The organism is Streptomyces canarius (genome assembly GCF_014650735.1).
GTDB lineage: Bacteria > Actinomycetota > Actinomycetes > Streptomycetales > Streptomycetaceae > Streptomyces > Streptomyces olivaceoviridis.
Genome location: NZ_BMVN01000007.1, coordinates 184058 through 202540 on the forward strand (window position 1 = coordinate 184058; position 18483 = coordinate 202540).

At 71.3% G+C, this 18483-nt stretch carries 15 protein-coding genes and 1 tRNA gene; 7 read left to right on the forward strand and 9 right to left on the reverse strand.

The window, feature by feature from the left end; all coding sequences use genetic code 11:
• Positions 1-19: 19 nt before the first annotated feature.
• From IE294_RS13110 to IE294_RS13120, 3 genes are all read right to left on the reverse strand, one after another.
• The gene (locus IE294_RS13110) at positions 20-481 is read right to left on the reverse strand and encodes a hypothetical protein (RefSeq protein ID WP_189885536.1); all 462 of its coding nucleotides are present in this window, start codon (positions 479-481) and stop codon (positions 20-22) included.
• A gap of 475 nt (positions 482-956) precedes the next feature.
• On the reverse strand, positions 957-1385 hold the full coding sequence (locus IE294_RS13115) for a hypothetical protein (RefSeq protein WP_189885704.1): 429 nt from the start codon (positions 1383-1385) through the stop codon (positions 957-959).
• Between the two features lie 427 nt (positions 1386-1812).
• Positions 1813-1888, reverse strand: a tRNA-Arg gene (locus tag IE294_RS13120).
• A gap of 319 nt (positions 1889-2207) precedes the next feature.
• On the opposite strand from IE294_RS13120, the gene IE294_RS13125 reads away from it, so the two are divergent.
• The 4 genes from IE294_RS13125 to IE294_RS13140 all read left to right on the forward strand — a co-directional run bounded on the left by IE294_RS13125 (position 2208) and on the right by IE294_RS13140 (position 8966).
• Complete coding sequence (locus IE294_RS13125; protein ID WP_189885537.1) at positions 2208-3815, forward strand: dynamin family protein; 1608 nt, start codon at positions 2208-2210, stop codon at positions 3813-3815.
• A gap of 3 nt (positions 3816-3818) precedes the next feature.
• A complete protein-coding gene (locus IE294_RS13130) occupies positions 3819-6278 on the forward strand; it encodes a YfjP family GTPase (RefSeq protein WP_189885539.1) in 2460 nt (819 codons plus the stop codon).
• Between the two features lie 465 nt (positions 6279-6743).
• Entirely contained in the window at positions 6744-7277 is a 534-nt protein-coding gene (locus IE294_RS13135) for a single-stranded DNA-binding protein (RefSeq protein ID WP_189885541.1), read from the forward strand.
• 330 nt (positions 7278-7607) lie between these two features.
• Entirely contained in the window at positions 7608-8966 is a 1359-nt protein-coding gene (locus IE294_RS13140; RefSeq protein WP_189885544.1) for a Cys-Gln thioester bond-forming surface protein, read from the forward strand.
• An 18-nt stretch (positions 8967-8984) separates the two neighbouring features.
• On the opposite strand, the gene IE294_RS13145 is transcribed toward IE294_RS13140, so the two are convergent.
• From IE294_RS13145 to IE294_RS13165, 5 genes are all read right to left on the reverse strand, one after another.
• On the reverse strand, positions 8985-10190 hold the full coding sequence (locus tag IE294_RS13145) for a cellulose-binding domain-containing protein (protein ID WP_189885546.1): 1206 nt from the start codon (positions 10188-10190) through the stop codon (positions 8985-8987).
• 179 nt (positions 10191-10369) lie between these two features.
• Complete coding sequence (locus IE294_RS13150; RefSeq protein ID WP_189885706.1) at positions 10370-11002, reverse strand: lytic polysaccharide monooxygenase auxiliary activity family 9 protein; 633 nt, start codon at positions 11000-11002, stop codon at positions 10370-10372.
• Positions 10987-11136, reverse strand: a complete 150-nt coding sequence (locus IE294_RS13155) for a hypothetical protein (protein WP_189885548.1) — start codon at positions 11134-11136, stop codon at positions 10987-10989. The genes IE294_RS13150 and IE294_RS13155 overlap by 16 nt, the downstream gene beginning before the upstream one ends.
• A gap of 373 nt (positions 11137-11509) precedes the next feature.
• Entirely contained in the window at positions 11510-13477 is a 1968-nt protein-coding gene (locus IE294_RS13160; RefSeq protein ID WP_229917148.1) for an NHL repeat-containing protein, read from the reverse strand.
• 52 nt (positions 13478-13529) lie between these two features.
• On the reverse strand, positions 13530-14021 hold the full coding sequence (locus IE294_RS13165) for a hypothetical protein (protein ID WP_189885550.1): 492 nt from the start codon (positions 14019-14021) through the stop codon (positions 13530-13532).
• A 619-nt stretch (positions 14022-14640) separates the two neighbouring features.
• Here IE294_RS13165 and ettA point away from each other — a divergent pair.
• Genes ettA through IE294_RS13180 form a run of 3 tightly spaced genes read left to right on the forward strand, consistent with a single transcriptional unit; the run spans position 14641 to position 17432 of the window.
• Positions 14641-16305 (forward strand): energy-dependent translational throttle protein EttA, encoded by a 1665-nt coding sequence (gene ettA / locus IE294_RS13170; protein ID WP_189885552.1) that lies wholly within the window; start codon positions 14641-14643, stop codon positions 16303-16305.
• A 6-nt stretch (positions 16306-16311) separates the two neighbouring features.
• Positions 16312-16755: an acyl-CoA thioesterase gene (locus tag IE294_RS13175; RefSeq protein WP_189813397.1), complete on the forward strand. Its 444-nt coding sequence runs from the start codon at positions 16312-16314 to the stop codon at positions 16753-16755.
• Entirely contained in the window at positions 16752-17432 is a 681-nt protein-coding gene (locus IE294_RS13180) for a DUF8185 domain-containing protein (RefSeq protein WP_189885554.1), read from the forward strand. The genes IE294_RS13175 and IE294_RS13180 overlap by 4 nt, the downstream gene beginning before the upstream one ends.
• Positions 17433-17495: 63 nt before the next feature.
• On the opposite strand, the gene IE294_RS13185 is transcribed toward IE294_RS13180, so the two are convergent.
• The gene (locus IE294_RS13185; RefSeq protein ID WP_189885556.1) at positions 17496-18446 is read right to left on the reverse strand and encodes an ABC transporter ATP-binding protein; all 951 of its coding nucleotides are present in this window, start codon (positions 18444-18446) and stop codon (positions 17496-17498) included.
• Between the last annotated feature and the right edge of the window lie 37 nt (positions 18447-18483).

Here is an 18483-nt window from a genome sequence, read left to right on the forward strand (position 1 = left end):
CTGCTCACTCATGACCGACTCACTTGGTGATGTGGTGACACTGGCTGACGCGTCGCACGCCGTTGACATAGAGGGCACACGCCCTGCCATAACGAGGAAGCGTCTGGGGAGCGTTGTTCCGCATGGGGTCGATCTTGCACTCACTGTGCGTCTTGCCCCGCGAGGTGCGGTAGGTGCGGTTGTTGGTGTCGGCGTAGGTGAAGTCGATGCGCCAGTTGCAGAAGCCGCTGCTGAGGGCCGCGACGAAGGCGCAGTCGACGCCGGCGTTCTGGTACGTGATCTTCCTGCCGCTGCCGCGGATGATGTGCGTGAACATGCAACCCGTCGGCACCTTCACGGTCATACCGCCCACGCTGTACACGAAGGTACGCACGGGCGTCGAGCCCATGGCGCCGGCGTGCGCGCTCGTCGGCGCGGCGAGGGCGAGGGATGCTGCGGCGGCCAGCGTCGTGACGACACGCCTGAGGTACTGCACGGCCAAGATCGGTCCCCTTCTGATGATCGCCCGATGAACATCCGGGGCAACCGGGGCCGAGCGTGACCCGTTGCGGGGTGGCGGTCGGCTTCAGCAAAGTGAGGGAACTTGGCAGCGCCGGGGTGACCAGCAAAAACGTTCCCTGTGGTCCAGGCCGGTCCGGGGTTCACTCAGGAACACGCGTCCGTGACTTCTGCCTGACGGACCTCGCTGCTTCCCGCCTCGGTGCAGGCCACCGTGTCGACGTGGTGGGAGGCGCCGAGTACACCCCAGGCGTTGGCGACCAGATGGAGGGCGAGACCGGCGCCCCCGGCGGGACCCGAAGCTGCGGCCGAGCGCTTGGAAAAGCGAGCGGACGTCGTTGGCGTGGGCCGCCGACACCTCGCCAGTGCCGCACTGGATCGCCGAGTGCCGTCGCCGCCCGGTGTCTTGCCGTCAGCGCTGCCGTCACTGCCGCCGACCGCAGCCCCCTGGGCACCGCTCAGATACGCCCGCCGGTCAGACGGGTGATCGGACCGTGCGTGCGGCGCCCCGCGCGGTGACCCGCCAGGTATGACGTGGCACCCAACGCCGACAAGCCCGCACCTACACCGGCGGCGAGGAGCTTTCGGTGGGCGATCACCGTCCACGCCGTCCTGGCGAAGGCCACGGCGTGTCCCGAGGCGGCGATGACGGCCTGACGGCCGGCTTGGACACGCTCGGCCGCGCTGTGCACGACCGCGGTGCTCGTCCCGGCCACACGCCCGGCACCGTCCACCGCTGCTGACGTCGCGTCACCGCCCTTCTCGGCCGCCTTGTCCGCCGCCTGCGACGCGGGAGCGGTCGCCTTCGCCGTGGCCCGCCGGGCCTTGGCAGACGTACTCCGCTTGGATACGGAACTCTGATTCGTGCCGCTGTTCGACTGACTCATGGACTTCGCCTTGCCGCTCGCGTCAGTGGCAAACTCACGGCTGACACCAACGCTCTTCTCCCGAGGCAACGCGAGAGCGCCGGGCCAGGGGCTGGTGGGAGAACCGTAGCCACGTGCGCGGAGAGCGTGCCCCTGCCCGAGCCCGACACCACCGCCGGGAACCAGCGGACCGGCACGGAGAGATCCATGCCTGCGAAGCGGCTCAAACGACGCCACCCCGCCCGCCCGGGTGGCCAAGTGCCGGGGCTGGCTGATCTTCCTCGGGCCGAGAACATCGACACGTACTCGGCACGGCCACCCGCGCCCGGCGACAGCCGGAATGCCCCGGAGCCGCCCTTGATCATCAAGGGGGCGCCCGGGGCTTCGTCGCACCCGCTGACAACCGCTCTGACCAGCGAAAAGCCCTCCCGAGCGGGAGGGCGGATACTGGCGCCCCCGGCAGGACTCGAACCTGCGGCCAAGCGCTTAGAAGGCGCCTGCTCTATCCACTGAGCTACGGGGGCCGGTGGGGTGGCCTCGTGCCTGGTGCCCTGGTGGGGGCTGACCCGTGACGTTGCCGGGGTCAAGGATAGGGCTCCCGGTTCCTTGACCCTGTCGCTTCGCCTCCGTGGCTCGATGTGGAGGTTCGGTGAAGCGGTCCTGATAATCGCAGGCAGGTACGAATCGTGCATCGTTTTTGGCGCCCGACGCCCCGGGTGTTGTGCACTCGTTATGCCTGGACTGTGTGCGTGTCCCGGTCATCCCTTCCGTCCGTTCCGTCCGTCGGCGCGCAGACATGTCCATATGCTTCAGAATTCCCCTAAAATTGGGCATTCTTCGCATGTGGTGACCTTGGACGTACGGCCTCAGCTGCTCGACACACTCTCCGCACTGCGCGACCGTGTCGCCGCCGCACGCTTTCCGCTGCCCCTCGCGGGGGCGCCACGCGCGCGTGCCAACCGCGACGAACTCCTCGCGCAACTCGACGACTATCTGGTACCCCGCCTACGGGAGCCCGAGGCGCCGCTGCTGGCCGTCATCGGCGGCTCCACCGGCGCGGGCAAGTCCACGCTCGTGAACTCCCTGGTCGGCCGACGGGTGAGCGAGGCCGGTGTGCTGCGGCCGACCACCCGCACACCGGTCCTTGTCTGCCATCCGGAGGATCATCACTGGTTCAGCGGCATGCGCGTGCTTCCCCAGCTCACCCGCGTGTGGGTGCCCCACCAGGACCCCGCCGACGAGCTTCTGCTCACCGACGAGGGCCCCGCGCGCGTGCTGCGCGTCGAGACCGCCGACACCCTCCCCCGCGGGCTCGCCCTCCTCGACGCCCCCGACGTCGACTCGCTGATCGCCGAGAACCGCGTCCTCGCCGCCGAACTGATCTGCGCCGCCGACATCTGGATCATGGTCACGACCGCCGCCCGCTACGCCGACGCCGTCCCCTGGCACCTGCTGCGCACCGCCAAGGAGTACGACGCGACCCTCGTCACCGTCCTGGACCGGGTACCCCACCAGGTCGTCTCCGAGGTCTCCCGGCAGTACGCGGCCCTGCTCACCAAGGCCGGACTCGGCGACGTACCCCGCTTCACCGTGCCCGAGCTGCCCGAATCCGCCTGGGGCGCCGGACTGCTGCCCGCCACCGCCGTGGCACCCCTGAAGAGCTGGCTCGTCCACCACGCCCAGGACCCCGCCGCCCGCCACCACGTCATGGCCCGTACGGCCTACGGCCTCCTCGACTCGCTCAAGTCCCGCCTGCCCGAGCTGGCCGGCGCCGCCGCCTCCCAGTACGCGGCGGCCCACCGGCTCACCTCCGCCGTCGAGACCGCCTACGACAAGGAGCACGCGCGCGTGCGGGCCCGTCTCCAGTCCGGCGCCGTACTCGCCGGGGACGCCCTCAAACGCTGGCGCGCCTTCCCCCTGGACTGCACCGCCGGGGAACTCCTGGACGCCCTCGTGGACAGCCTGGCCGCCCTGCTGCTGTGCGCCGTGACCGCCGCCGACGAGCGCGTCGACGATGCCTGGCGGCGCGAACCCGCCGCCGACGCCCCGGGGCTCACCGCCCGGGACGCCTCCCTGGAGAGCTCCGAGCACCGCATCGGGCTCGCGGCCCGCCGCTGGCGGCGCGAGCTGGAGGAGTACGCCGAGGAGGAGGTACGCGTGCTGGAGCGCACCGGCGCACCCGACCCGGAGGTCGTCGCCGCCCTCGTCGCCACGGCCGTGCTCGGCGGGCGCCGGGCGCGTACCGCGGGCGAGGGGCTCGCCGAGCGGCTCGGCGCCCACGGCGTGCTGCGGCTGCGCGACCGGGCCGGACGGCTGCTCATCGAACACGTGGACCGCGTCATGCACCGCGAACGCGAGCGGCGCCTCGCTCCGCTCGACGCCCTGGACGTCCATCCCGAGCCCCAGGCCGAACTCATCGCCGCGCTGTCCGTACTGCAGAAGGAGAGGTGACCGGTGACCGCCGTCACTGACCACGACCACACGGATCACACCGAGCACATGAGGCGCACGGACCACCTCGGCAGCGACAGCGGCGACACGGGGTCCAGGGAGCACGGCGGTCACCCCGGCTCGGGCCCCATGGACGGTGTCGAGCGCGCGGGTGGCCTCCCGGAAGCGCGTCCGAGCCTCGTCAAGGGCAAGCGCGGGGACGACGGCCCCGGCGCCGATCGCCCCGCGGACGCGCCGCGGCCTGCCACCATCGGCCGCTCGGGGAAGGGAGACGGCGACGGGGACGGGAGCGCGGGGAAGGGGGCGGAGAGCGCCGGGGGCAACGACGACGGCTCGGACGGGGGCGACGGCCCGGGCCCGGACTCCGGCGGCGGGCGCCCCGCGCGCGTGAAGGACGAGAACGCCGACCGCGACGCCGAACGGGACGGCGTCACTGCGCGGGTCCGCGACTCCGAACGGGTCCGCGACTCCGAGCGGGACGGTGACGGCGCGCGGGACGGGGACGGCGACCGCGAACGTAACGGCGCACGCGACCGCACCCCCGATCGTGAGCGCCCCGCGCGCGGGCACAGCGCCGAGGACGGCGACGTATCCGGCGTCTCCGTACCCCGGCCACAGCCCCACTCGCCGAAGCCCCGCCTCGCAGCCGAGACCACGCCCCCCAAGACCACCACCACGGCCGACTCCGGCACCGGCACCGGCGCGGCCGCCGGCACCGGTGCCGACGCCAGGCCCGACTCCTCCGGCGCCTGGGACGACGGTCTCATCGCGCGGCGCGTCACCGACGCCAGCGCCGCCGCCCTCGCCACCGAGCGCGCCTCCGCCGCGGAACCCGCGCACCGCGGGCCAGGCAGCCACACCCCGGCCCCGCTGGCGTACGACGGCCCGCTGCGCTCCCGCCTGGACGCCCTGCGCGAACTCGTCGGGCTCTCCCGCACCCGACTGGACAACCGCACCCTCGCCGAGGCCGGCCGCGTCCTGGACGAGGCCGCCGCGCGCCGCAAACTCTCCGGGCGGCACACCGTCGTCGCCCTCGCCGGAGCGACCGGCAGCGGCAAGTCCCAGCTGTTCAACGCGCTCGCCGGCGTACCCATCTCGGAGACCGGTGTACGACGTCCGACCACGGCCGCACCCATCGCGTGCAGCTGGAGCGACGGCGCGGCCGGCCTCATCGACCGGCTCGGCATCCCGGGCCGGCTGCGCCGCCGCCCGCTGCACGGCCCCGACACCGAGGGGCAACTGCGCGGGCTGGTCCTGGTCGACCTGCCCGACCACGACTCGGCCGCCGTACAGCACCGCGAACAGGTGGACCGGATCCTGAAACTGGTCGACGCGGTCATCTGGGTGGTGGACCCGGAGAAGTACGCCGACGCCGTCCTGCACGAGCGGTACCTGCGGCCGATGGCCGGCCACGCCGAGATCATGTTCATCGTCCTCAACCAGGTGGACCGGCTGCCCGGAGACGCCGCCGACCAGGTCCTGGACGACCTGCGACGGCTGCTGGACGAGGACGGCATCGCACTCGGCGAGCACGGCGAACCGGGAGCCACCGTGCTCGCGCTGTCCGCGCTCACCGGCGAGGGCGTCGGCGACCTGCGCGAGGCGCTCGGCCAGTTCGTGGCGGAGCGCGGCGCCGCGGCCCGCCGGGTGGCGGCCGATGTCGACACCGCCGCGGCCGAGCTGCGACCCGTCTACGCCACCGGACGACGGGTCGGCCTCAGCGAGGAGGCGCGCGAGGAGTTCGCCGCACGGCTCGCGGACGCGGTCGGCGCCACCGCGGCGGGCGAGGCCGCCGAGCGCGCCTGGCTGCGCAACGCCAACCGCGCCTGCGGCACGCCCTGGCTGCGGCTGTGGCGCTGGTACCAGGGCCGTGGCGATTCCACGACGGGCCGCCACGCGGTGCGCGCCCAGGCAGACGAGGAGGCCACGGCCCGGCAGAGCGTCGAACAGGCGGTGCGTACGGTGTCCGACCGGGCCTCGGCCGGGCTGCCCGCTCCCTGGGCCCAGGCGGTGCGCGAAGCGGCCGTACGCGGCTCCCACGGACTGTCCGAGGCGCTGGACGACCTGGCGGCCCGGGCCGGACTGCCGCCGGGCCGCCCGCCCCGGCCGGGCTGGTGGCCGGTGGCCGTACTGGTCCAGGCGGCGATGACCCTGCTCCAGATCGCGGGCGGCGCGTGGCTCGTGGGACAGATCGCCGGGGTGATGGCGCCCAACCTGGGTGTTCCGGTGCTGCTGATGGTGTGCGGGATCATCGGCGGGCCGCTGGTGGAGTGGGCCTGCCGGATGGCGGCGCGGGGGCCCGCACGACGTTACGGCCAGGAAGCGGAACGCCGGCTACGAGAGGCGGCGGCTAGCTGCGGCCGGGCCCGGGTGCTCGATCCGGTGGCGGCGGAACTGCTGCGGTACCGGGAGGTGCGCGAGCAGTACGGAAGGGTCGTGCGGACCGGGAGCGGGGTGAGGTGAGGCGGGGTGGGGTGAGGTTAGGTGCCTGGTCAGTGCGGGGAGAGGTGGCCGGCGGGGGGTGGGTGACGGGGGCGGCGGACGGTCGTCATCCGTGCCGGTTGTGAGCCGCGCCGTTCGTGACCCGCGCCGATCGTCACTCATGCCGGTCGTGAGTTGCGCCGGTCGTGAGCCGCGCCGTTCGTCACCCGCGCCGGCTGTCCCCCGTGCGGGTGGCGGGGTTTTCCACAGGGGGGTGGTCGTCCACAGCGCTCAGCGGGCTCGGCCCGGCGGAGGCAGTCTGAGGTCACGGCGATCGCACGGCGGGTCCGGCCAGGAGAAGCGGCGGGCGGTGCGGGCGGTCGTCGTGAGGTGCCGGCGCGTACGGCAGAGGTGCGCGCTGGTACGGCAGACGCAGCCGTACGGGACGGGCCCGTACGCGTGCCCGCCCGGCCGGAAAGGGCCGGGCGAGGGAGGGGAGCGATCGAAGTGAACGAGACCAACGTCTGTGTGGTGGGGAACGTGGCGACCAGGCCGGCCTACCGCGAGTTGGCGACGGGACCGTCGGCCCGGTTCCGGCTCGCGGTGACCGCCCGCTACTGGGACCGGGAGAAGAACGTCTGGACGGACGGGCACACCAACTTCTTCACGGTGTGGGCCAACCGGCAGCTCGCGGTCAACGTGGCCGCGTGCGTGGAGGTGGGCCAGCCGGTCGTCGTCCAGGGCCGGCTCAAGGTGCGCACGGAGGTGCAGGGACAGCAGCAGTGGGCGTCCGCCGACATCGACGCCGTGGCGATCGGCCACGACCTGTCGCGCGGTATGGCCTTCTTCCAGCGCGCGGTCAAACCGGAGGCGCCACCGACGGCGGCCCGCCCGGAGCCGAACTGGGAGACACCGCGGCCGACGGAACCGCAGGACGGACAGCCGGAACAGCGCGGCCAGGAGCAGCAGCACATGCAGGAACAGGGCGTGGAGGAAGGGGGACTCGCGCCACATGAGCAGGAGGCGGTGGCGGTGACGTGACGTCAGGAAGACATCGCAGAACGCGTCTTGTCGCTGATCGGTCCCCCCCGTGCTGTGCGTACCGGCTGAACGCACTGTACGAACCGATGGATTTGTCGATACCGCCAGCTCGTGGACGGTCCCGGCGATAACGATTACGGATCGGATCGGCCATCGGATGATCCGACCGGCGGGTGAGGCTCCGGCTGATCCATAGGATGCCGGGCGTGCCCCTTGGGGCTGCCGATTCTGCTGGTGGGACCGTCCCCCACGTCCAACGGGTCCTGCTCGAAGGGGAATTCTGTGCTTGCTGCGCTCTCTGGGTTCTGCCGGTCCACGGGAACGGCCCGCATGGCCGCCGCCACCACGGTGACCGGCCTCATGGCGGCCGGCGTGCTGTCCGGCGCCGGTACGGCCGTGGCCGAGGACACACCGCAGACCCAGGGCGGCGCGACGGCCACGATCAACGGTCTGAAGACCTACGGCGAGGCCGTGATCCACGAGGACGGCGGCGACCAGCGGGTGTCCGCGGGCCTGTTCGAGATGTCCGTGGACGGCGGCGGCACCTTGCAGACGTACTGCGTCGACCTCCACAACCCCACCCAGCGGGACGCCAGATACCAGGAAACGCCCTGGAGCGGCACCTCGCTGGGCACCAACAAGGACGCGGGCCGGATCCGCTGGATCCTTCAGAACTCCTACCCCCAGGTCAACGACCTCGCCGCACTCGCGCGGCACGCGGGAGCGAGCGGGCTGACCGAGCAGGACGCGGCGGCCGGCACCCAGGTGGCCATCTGGCGCTACTCCGACGGCGCGAAGGTCGACGCCGTGGACCCACAGGCCGAGAAGCTCGCCGACTACCTGGAGAAGAGCGCCCGGAACGTCGCCGAGCCGCAGGCCTCGCTCACCCTGGACCCGCCCGCGGTCTCCGGCCGGCCGGGCGACCTGCTCGGGCCGGTGACCGTACACACCAACGCGGGCGCGGTCACGGTGAACCCGCCGGCGGACGCGGCCACCAGCGGAGTGCGGATCATCGACAAGACCGGCAAGGTGATCACCTCGGCCAAGAACGGCAGCCAGTTGTTCTTCGACGTCCCCGAGGACGCGGCGGACGGAACGGCCCAGCTGAACGTGCAGGCGTCGACGACCGTGCCGGTGGGCCGGGCCTTCGCCTCCGAGAATCGCAGCCAGACCCAGATCCTGGCCGGCTCCAGCGAGTCCACGGTCTCCGCGACCGCGACGGCCGGCTGGGCGGAGAAGGGCGCCATACCGGCGGTCTCGGCCCACAAGAACTGCGCCAAGGGCGGTGTGGACATCACCACGGCCAACAAGGGTGACGAGCCGTTCACCTTCCGCCTGATGGGCACCGAGCACACGATCCCCGCGGGCGCGTCCCGCACGGTGACCGTGCCGCTCCAGGAGGACCAGGCCTACGACTTCACGATCACCGGCCCCCATGGCTTCAGCCACCGCTTCACCGGCGTCCTGGACTGCAAGACCCAGGGCACGATCACGACGGAGACGGCCCAGCTCCACACCGAGCCCAGCCCGGTCACGGTGGGCGGCGACACCGCCGACACCACCAACCTGGCCGCGACCGGCGGTTCGATGATCACTCCCATGATCGCGGGCGTGGCCATCGGGCTGGTGGTGATCGGCGGCGTGGTCCTGATCGTGCTGCGCAAGAGGGAGTCGGCCCACGGCGGGTGACCCCCTGGGCGACGCTCGTCAGCAGCTGAGCGGCGCCGAGCCGACGGCCACGTCGTCGAACCACAGGGTGTCGTCACCGGTGCCGTAGCTCTCCCAGCCGAGCCGCAGAGCCGTCGGCCGGGGCGGCGTGGTCCGGGAGAGCCACTGCTGGTCGACGTCCTGGGTCGGCACTCCGTCGGCGTGCAGCCCGGGCACCTGCTCATTGCCGACCCAGGTGTCCAGCTTGGGCGCGGAAGTGTCGACCGCGAACCGCAGGCACTGCCAACTGCCCGTCGGGAGCGGCCTGCTCAGCGCCACCCCGGCCGGACTCTGCGCGGGCAGCGTGGCGTCGTCGCTCTCCCGGTTCCACTGGAGGGCGCCGTTCTGGCCACCGACCCGCAGCGCCCGGCCGCCCTGGGAGGAGTCCGGCAGGGACACGAAGGTGACGTGGGAGGAGGGGAGCGGGGTGGTGTGCCGGATCCAGAGACGGACGTACAGCACCGGTCCGACCGACGACAGGTCGGCGGTGGCGGCGACGAAGGCGTGGTTGCAGTAGCCGGCTCGCCCGTCCACCCGCACTGACCTGGTGCCACTGTGCGCGACGGCCGTGTCGACGGTGGCCGTGCCCGTGCCCTGGCAGTCGGGCGCGGTGAGGTGCCAGTCGCCGGACGGCGAGGTGCCGGCCTGGTCCTCGAAGCCGGTGCAGAGGACTGCGCCACCGCAGTCGGCGGGCGGGTCTGTGGGAGGAGGGGTGCCCGGCGTGGTGGGTGGTGTGGTCGGCGGGACGGAGCCGTCACCGGCGCAGGGCGCGCCGTTGAGGCTGAAGTCGGTGGGCGCGGGGTCGGCGGACTGCCAGGTCCCCTGTATGCCGAAGTCGGTGCCGGCGCCGCTGGCCAGGGCGGCGTTCCAATCCGTGCTGACGGCGGTCACGGAGTGGCCGGTCTGGGTGACGGTGGCGTTCCAGGCCGAGGTGATGTGCTGGTCGCCGCCGTAGGTCCAGGCCAGGCGCCAGCTGTTCAGCGCGGGGCCGAGGTTGGTGACACGGATGTGGGCGGTGTAGCCGCCGGTCCACTGGTTGACGGTGTAGTCGACGCGGCACCCGGGCGCTGTGCCGGCGCCGCTGGCGGGCACCGCGACCAGGAGCGACACCGCCGAGGCGAGGGCGGCCGTGGCTGCGAGAGCGGTCGTGGCCGCGGTCCAGGGCCGGCGCAGCCATCGCGTGCATCGCGCGAGCAGGGCGGGCATGTGCGGCTCCAAGCGGGAGGGGTGGGGAGGGGGAGGGGGGAGGCCCCCTCCGCGGTTACGGGAGCGCTCCCAACCGAGCTGGACGCGACCCGGTCTCAGTTCGCCCGGGTCGCGTCCATCGGGTGGGGACGGGGTGACGACAGGGAGATGCGGGGCGGGGTGCGGGGGCCGGCAGTGGGTCAGCGGAAGTTCACGTCACTGCACAGGAAGTACGTCTGGTCCATGTGCGAGGCCTGCCAGATGGTGTAGACGACGTGGCGACCGCTGTAGCCGGAGGTGTTGACGGGGATCGAGTAGTTCTGGCTGGGCGCGTACTTGCCGGTCCGGGCGACCAGTTGCAGGTCGTTCCAGGTCAGCGGCTGCTTGGTGGGGTCGAAGCCCTGCCGGGTGACGTAGACGAGGAAGTAGTCCGCGCCGTGGCTGGCCTGGTCGTACAGCTTGACGGTGAAGTTGGCGCCGATGTCCGTGGTCTTCCAGGGGCCGACGGCGTCGAGGGAGTTGTAGCGTCCGCCCTCGGTCTGGCCGCCGCTGCACAACTGTCCGTTGGGGATGACGGCCTGGAAGTTGCCGGCGGAACCGTTGCGGTAGAGGCCGTTCCAGTTCCACATGGCGTTGGGGTTGGCCTGCCATGCCTGCCAGCACATGGGGTCCTGTTCCGCCATCGCCGGGTTCTGGAAGTCGTTGCCCCAGCGCTGCCAGCAGCCGTAGTTGCGCGAGGCCGGATCGATCACCGAGCCGTGGGCGGAGGCCGTACCGCCCCAGGTGATCAGGCTGACGAGCACCGCGACGAGGGTGCTCAGGACGAGCGCCAGACGGCCGACGGTACGACGTGTGACATACCGATGCGCGAGGTCACGACGTGCGGGATCGCGACGTACGAGGACACGACGTACGAGATCACCACGCACGAGATCACGATGCTGTGCGGGCTCAGAACGATGTACATGCTCATGACAATGCATGACGGGGCTCTTCCTGTGTGGGGGACGGGTTTCACCGTGCACGCGCGGGTTCACTGTGGGGTTGTGGCGGAAGTCAGCATGGGAGCGCTCCCGCGCCTCCAGGCTGCGCGGTGCGCCCCGCGGCGGCAACGGTTCGTTTCCGCCAAACCTGGGAGTCGCCGAGTCGGCGGGCGCCAAGACCGGCGGAATCCACCGCGTCGGCACCCCACATGACCCGGCAGCCGCGGCGCAGCCACAGCCGGCTCCGAACCTCCCCATCGGTGGCACACCGAACAGAACGACAAACTCGTGGGGCCCGCACGAGCGCCGAAGCTGCGCCCCGGATCCTTGAGCCGGGGCGTAGTCGGCTCGCGCGGTCTACTTCGGGCAGGCGGTGGTGGTCGCCGACGACGGGCGCGCCGGCAGGGGGGTCAAGGGTGTGCAGACCGGGGTGGCGACGCCGATGAGTTCGACCAGGCCCACACCGCCGGTGGGCGGGACGATCTTCGACCAGTTGTTGGCCACCCAGGCGTTGCCGGAGGAGTCGATCTGTACCGCGGTGAGGTGTTGGATCGCCTTGTTCCGGAAGCCTTGCGCGGGGGACAGGAAGGTGCCGGTGGACGCGCCGGACGGGCAGGCCGCGCGGTTCACCCCGCACAGGAGTGTCACGGAGGAGTTGCCGAAACCGGCGACCCACACGCGGTCCTGGCCGTCGACGGCGACCGACCAGGGGAAGACCTTCTTGGGCAGTCGGTGCACGCCCGCGACGGTTCCGTTCGGCCGGACCTCGGTGACGGAGCTGGTGAAGAAGTTGGCCACCCAGGCGTTGCCCTTGCTGTCCAGGGCGAACCCGAGGGGTCCTTGGAGCGACTTGTCGGTGGTCGAGGCGACCGGCTTGAAGTCGGGGCCGATGACCGTGACGCTCCCCCCGATGTTGCTGGGCCGGCCCGCTTCCCTGATCTGCTGGAGGGAGAGGTGGCTGTTGGTGACCCAGGCCCGGCCCTGGCCGTCGATCTGCACGGCGAACGGGTGGTTGAAGCTCTTGTCGGTGATGGTGATGGCCTTGCTCGGATCGCCATGGGGGTACACCACGACGCTGCCCACTCCGGGCTTGCCCTTGAGGCCGTGGGAGTTGGCGATCCAGATGTTGCCTCGCTGGTCGACGGCGACGCCCTGAGGTTTGGCGAGATCACCGTTCTTCCACCCGGCAGAGGGTGACAGGGGCTTGCCGGAGGACGAGTACTTCGACATCGCGTTGCCGCCGTAGCTGGGCACCCACACGGATCCGTCGTGATCGATCGCCAGGCCCCAGGCTCCGCCCTTCATGCCGCCTCCGCTGATGGGGCTGCCGAGGGTCGGCCGGCCGGTGGGATCCTGCACGGTGACGTAGGCACTGGGATCCCTCGTACCCGGCTTCCAGTTGTTGCTCGCCCACACGTTGCCCTTCGCGTCGAACGCGATGCGGCCCGGCGCGTAGACCTGGGAAGCGGGGTGGCGGACGGCCAGGATCCAGGACGGGGGTGCCGCTGTGAGAGCCGGAGTGAACACGGTCGCGGTACGGGCCAGGGCCTCCAGGCGGCCCGGGGACTGCGTCGGGTTGCGCACCAGGCTGAGGACCGCCTGCACGGTGTCGGCCGGCGGGCTGCCGCCGGCCGGTGTCGCCAGGCGGATCAGTTTGCCGCATCCGGCGTTGTCCGTCGCACAGAGCGAGACCAGGTTGGCCAGCGTGTTCTGTGTGGCGAGCGTCTCACTGTTGGCGCTGTCACCCGTGAGAGCTCTTCCTGGCTTGCCGGTCGTCGGGTCGGCGAGGGTGTACGAGGTCGCGGCGGCGTTCTGAAGCCCCGGAGCGGGTCCCGCGATGCCGCGTCGGCCGCTGAACTGGGCGAGGGCGTACGTCGCGGCGACGGTGGTCAGTTCGTTGACCGTCACCTTGGTCGCGGCCCGCTCGTGTACCGCGCCGCCCGCGCCGAACCCGACGACCGAGCGTAGTCGGAGCCGGTGCGCCCGCTGGGACGCGGCCTCGACGTAGAAGACACCGTCGGCAGGCTTGGTGTACGTGATCCGGAAGGAACCGTGCGCGTCGGTGGTGGCCTGGCCCAGCTTCGTGGCTCCGGAGCGTGACCCCGCCATGAGCGTGACCTGGGAACCCTGGAGGGGCTTGCCCGCCCCGGTGACGGTCCCCTGCAAGGAGGTCGGCGCGGCGCCGAGCGCTGATGTCGGCAGGGCGAAGGCGGTACAGGCCGCTGCGACAGTGGCCGACGCCAGCCGCAGGGCCCCGGCCCGCACCTTGCTGCGGCTGCCTCTGCGGGCCGGCAGCGGGCGAACACGCATGCCAGGGATACTCATGAATCATTCCTTTGCGCCGTGCGGCGAAAGCATGCGGAGCGGAGCGGATCAATCAGAAAGCAGACTGCCCGCCGGCGGCTTGCTCGGCCCCGAAGCCTTTGGACCCTGTTTCCGGCACTCTCAGTGCGAACCAGCCGACCCGGACCCCCAGTAGCCAGACCACGCCCAGATAAAGTCCTGGGCCGACTTCGCGCATCTCGTCCCGAACGCCCCGAGCTACCAGTGAAATCCTGGAATAGTCGATGACGATGCACTCCTGGTCGTCCAGCAGGCTCGGTCCGGTGTACACCTGAGCCACAATGGCGAGCACGTCGAACGAGGTCATCCGATTGCTCAGATAGCCCTCGTGGTCGAAGACCTTGCCCCGCCACACGGCCAGGCGTACCAGCCGGGCGAGCGGCTCGGCCACCCACTTGCCTCCCCACCGGACGATGCCCGTGCCCTCCAGCGGGCCGTGCGGAATGCCACCGGGTGGACTGGCGCGGAAAAGTTCCACCAGGCCCCCGTCGCCCATGGTGAGCAGATCCGTCTCGGTGAGTGCCACGATGCATCCTCCCGGCAGTCGTTACGAAACGTCCCCCGTGCCCCGACGCGGCCTCGACTCGGAAATGCGCCCGCTCGTCCGGGGACCTTCGAGACCTTTGGAATGGATTTCGGAGGCGAGAAGATATAGGGCAGCCGGCCGCAGAATGCCACCGCCTGATGCCGCCGCCGTGCACGTCAGCGCTTCTACGCCGGTGCTGGATCGCTCGATAGGGAATCGGGATATGATATCGGGATTTGGCATCGGGATTTGGCATCGGGCCGGCCATCACCATTGTCGGCGCCCTCGGGGAGAACCGCCACCGCTGCCGACGCCGGCCGGCCCGGCTGGGAACCATGCGCCGTATCGCCGACGGCCGCCGTCGAGCGGCCGGCGGGACCGTGGTGATCAGCTCGGGTCGTCCTGGGCCGTCCCTGGGCCGTCCTGGGCTGTCCCTGGTCCGTACGAGGGCGCCGAGGGCGGCCGGCAGTGACCTGCTGTGCCGGACAGGCAGCAGCCGCCACCGAGAAAGCGCAGGTCAGGGCACCCGCACCGGACGGGTTTCCATCCAGGGCTGGCGGTCAGGCAAGATGGGGTGTATCTGCCCACTGCCAGATTTCAAGCTGCCGGACGGTTTCTCTTGGCTGAGTTCATTTACACCATGCGCAAGGCGCGCAAGGCGCACGGCGACAAGGTGATCCTCGACGACGTCACCCTGAACTTCCTCCCCGGGGCGAAGATCGGCGTCGTCGGCCCGAACGGTGCCGGTAAGTCGACCGTGCTGAAGATCATGGCGGGGCTGGAGCAGCCGTCCAACGGTGACGCCTTCCTCTCGCCCGGCTACAGCGTCGGCATCCTGCTCCAGGAGCCCCCGTTGAACGAGGAGAAGACCGTCCTGGAGAACGTCCAGGAGGGTGTCGCCGAGATCAAGGGCAAGCTCGACCGGTTCAACGAGATCGCCGAGCTGATGGCGACCGACTACTCCGACGCGCTGCTCGACGAGATGGGCAAGCTCCAGGAGGAGCTGGACCACGCGAACGCGTGGGACCTCGACGCCCAGCTTGAGCAGGCCATGGACGCGCTGGGCTGCCCGCCCGGCGACTGGCCGGTGATCAACCTCTCCGGTGGTGAGAAGCGCCGCGTCGCGCTCTGCAAGCTGCTGCTGGAGCAGCCCGACCTGCTGCTCCTGGACGAGCCCACCAACCACCTCGACGCCGAGTCGGTGAACTGGCTGGAGCAGCACCTGGCCAAGTACCCGGGCACCGTCGTGGCCGTCACCCACGACCGGTACTTCCTGGACAACGTCGCCGGGTGGATCTGCGAGGTCGACCGGGGCCGCCTGCACGGCTACGAGGGCAACTACTCCAAGTACCTGGAGACCAAGGCCGCCCGCCTCAAGGTCGAGGGCCAGAAGGACGCCAAGCGCCAGAAGCGGCTCAAGGAAGAGCTGGAGTGGGTGCGGTCGAACGCCAAGGGGCGGCAGGCCAAGTCCAAGGCCCGTCTCGCGCGGTACGAGGAGATGGCCGCCGAGGCCGACAAGATGCGGAAGCTGGACTTCGAGGAGATCCAGATCCCGCCGGGCCCGCGCCTGGGCAACGTCGTCGTCGAGGTCAACGACCTGCACAAGGGCTTCGGCGAGAAGATCCTCGTGGACGGGCTGTCCTTCACGCTGCCGCGCAACGGCATCGTGGGTGTCATCGGCCCGAACGGCGCCGGCAAGACCACCCTCTTCAAGATGATCCAGGGCCTGGAGACGCCGGACTCCGGTGACATCAAGGTCGGCGAGACCGTCAAGATCTCCTACGTCGACCAGAGCCGCGAGAACATCGACCCGAAGAAGACGCTGTGGGAGGTCGTGTCCGACGGGCTCGACTACATCAACGTCGGCCAGGTCGAGATGCCGAGCCGGGCGTATGTGTCGGCCTTCGGGTTCAAGGGCCCGGACCAGCAGAAGCCGGCCGGCGTCCTCTCCGGCGGTGAGCGCAACCGGCTCAACCTGGCGCTGACCCTGAAGCAGGGCGGCAACCTGCTGCTCCTCGACGAGCCCACCAACGACCTCGACGTCGAGACGCTCTCCAGCCTGGAGAACGCCCTGCTGGACTTCCCCGGCTGCGCCGTCGTCGTCTCCCACGACCGGTGGTTCCTCGACCGCGTCGCGACGCACATCCTCGCCTACGAGGGTGAGTCGAAGTGGTTCTGGTTCGAGGGCAACTTCGAGTCGTACGAGAAGAACAAGATCGAGCGGCTCGGCCCGGACGCCGCGCGTCCGCACCGTGCCACCTACAAGAAGCTGACCCGGGGCTGATCGGTCTTGCGCCACATCTACCGCTGCCCGTTGCGCTGGGCGGACATGGACGCGTACGGCCACGTCAACAACGTGGTGTTCCTGCGCTACCTGGAGGAAGCCCGGATCGACTTCCTGTTCCGCCCGGACAAGGACTTCAAGCAGGGGTCCGTGGTGGCGCGCCACGAGATCGACTACAAGCGGCAGCTCGTCCACCGGCACGAGCCGGTGGACATCGAGCTGTGGGTCACCGAGATCAAGGCCGCGTCCTTCACCCTCACCTACGAGGTGAAGGACGGCGATCTCGTGTACGTGCGGGCGTCGACGGTCATCGTCCCGTTCGACTTCGACGCCCAGCGCCCGCGGCGGATCACCGCGGAGGAGCGTGAGTTCCTCCAGGAGTACACGGACACCGCCGAGGGCCCCGCGGACGCCGAGCCCGATCCCGAAGGGGAGGCCGTCGCGGCATGACCGTGCTGCACCTCGCCGACGAGACGGAGGCGGCGGACCTCGCCGCCTTCCTCTCCCGGCTGCTCCACTTCGACCGTGGAGCCGCGGTGCGGTTGCAGGCGGCCGGCACCGCACTCGCCGTCTTCGGCCGGCCACCGTCCTTCGAGGTGCTGGCCGTCCGCGCGGTGCGGCTGGCGAAGCCGTACGAGGACGGGCTCGACGTCACCCTCGACGTGACCGTCTCCGCTGGTGAGTTCCTGGAGTCCGTGGACGAGCGCGCGGCCACCGCCGCCGTCCCCGGCGCGGTCACCGGACCGCCGTGGGCCGGGGTGCTGCCGCCGCGCGCCGGCTGGCAGCCCGAGCCGGGGCTGCCGGCGCCCGACGCGCTGCATGCCACGGTCGCCGCCTCGGTGGCCGAATTCCGCTCGCGCACCGAGGAACTGGGCCCGCAGAACCGTACCCGCGCGGAGCTGGACCGGATCGGGCAGGACATCTGGTCCCGGCGGATCGCGGGCACCCGGCTGCCGGTACGGGCCGTGCACGCGGCCCGGTCACTGGGCTTCCTGCGGCCCGGCAGCGAGCCGGGCGACATCGGGCTGTTCTCCTCGGGGGCGTGGCTGCGGCTGCGTACGCCGTACGGCTCGGTGGCCGTGCGCCAGGCGGGGCTGCTCGGGGCCTTCGGGGTCAGCGTGCGCTGAGCGGGGCGGACCGGCGTGCGCTTGGCCAGGCGGGTCGGCGTGCGCTGAACCGGGTGGTTCGGCTCACTGTGTGTCGTCGGGCCATACGCCGATGTGGTCGGACTCCAGTTCCAGGGCCACCCGGTCGCGCATGTCCAGGGCGCGGAGGTAGTCGGCGGGCAGCTGGAGGCGGCCCGCGCGGTCGAGCATGGCGTACTCGCGGGCCACGACCGTCTCGTGGCCGGTCGCCGCGTCGATCTCGCTGCGGCGCAGCACCTCGGTGGACGTACGGCCGTCCCGGATCGCCACCGTACGGCGGACCTCGCTCGCCACCGCCTGGTCGTGCGTGACGATGACGATCGTGGTGCCCAGGGTCTCGTTGGCCGTGCGGAACGCGTCGAAGATCTGCGTGGCCGTCTGGGAGTCGAGTTCGCCGGTGGGTTCGTCGGCGAGCAGGACGGCCGGGTCGTTGGCGAGGGCCACGGCGATCGCCACGCGCTGCTGCTGGCCGCCGGACAGCTGCTGCGGGCGGCGGTCGCGGCAGTCGGCCACCTGGAGCAGCTCCAGCAGTTCCAGGGCGCGTTCGGTGCGGGCGCGGCGGCCCTTGCGGGTGCGCGAGAGCTGGAGGGGCAGCGCGACGTTCTGGGCCGCGGTGAGGTAGGGGAGGAGGTTGCGGGCGGTCTGCTGCCAGACGAAGCCGACGACCTCGCGGCGGTAGGCGAGGCGGTCGGCGGCGGTCATGGTGAGCAGGTCGCGGCCGGCGACGCGGGCCGCGCCGGCGGTGGGGGTGTCGAGGCCGGCGAGGATGTTCATCAGGGTGGACTTGCCGCTCCCGGACGCGCCGACCAGCGCCATCAGTTCGCCCTCGCGGACGAGGAGGTCCAGGCCCTGGAGCGCCTGGACCTCTGTGCCGGCGGTGGTGAAGACGCGGACGAGGCGGTCGCAGGTGATCAGGGCGTCGTGGCCGTAGGCGGGGTTCGATCCGGCCTCGGTGACGCGGTGGGCCGGCTCGGTCAGGCTCGGGTCGGTTGTCATGGGGTCTCCTGCGGGTGCGCCGTGCCCGTGCCGGGCG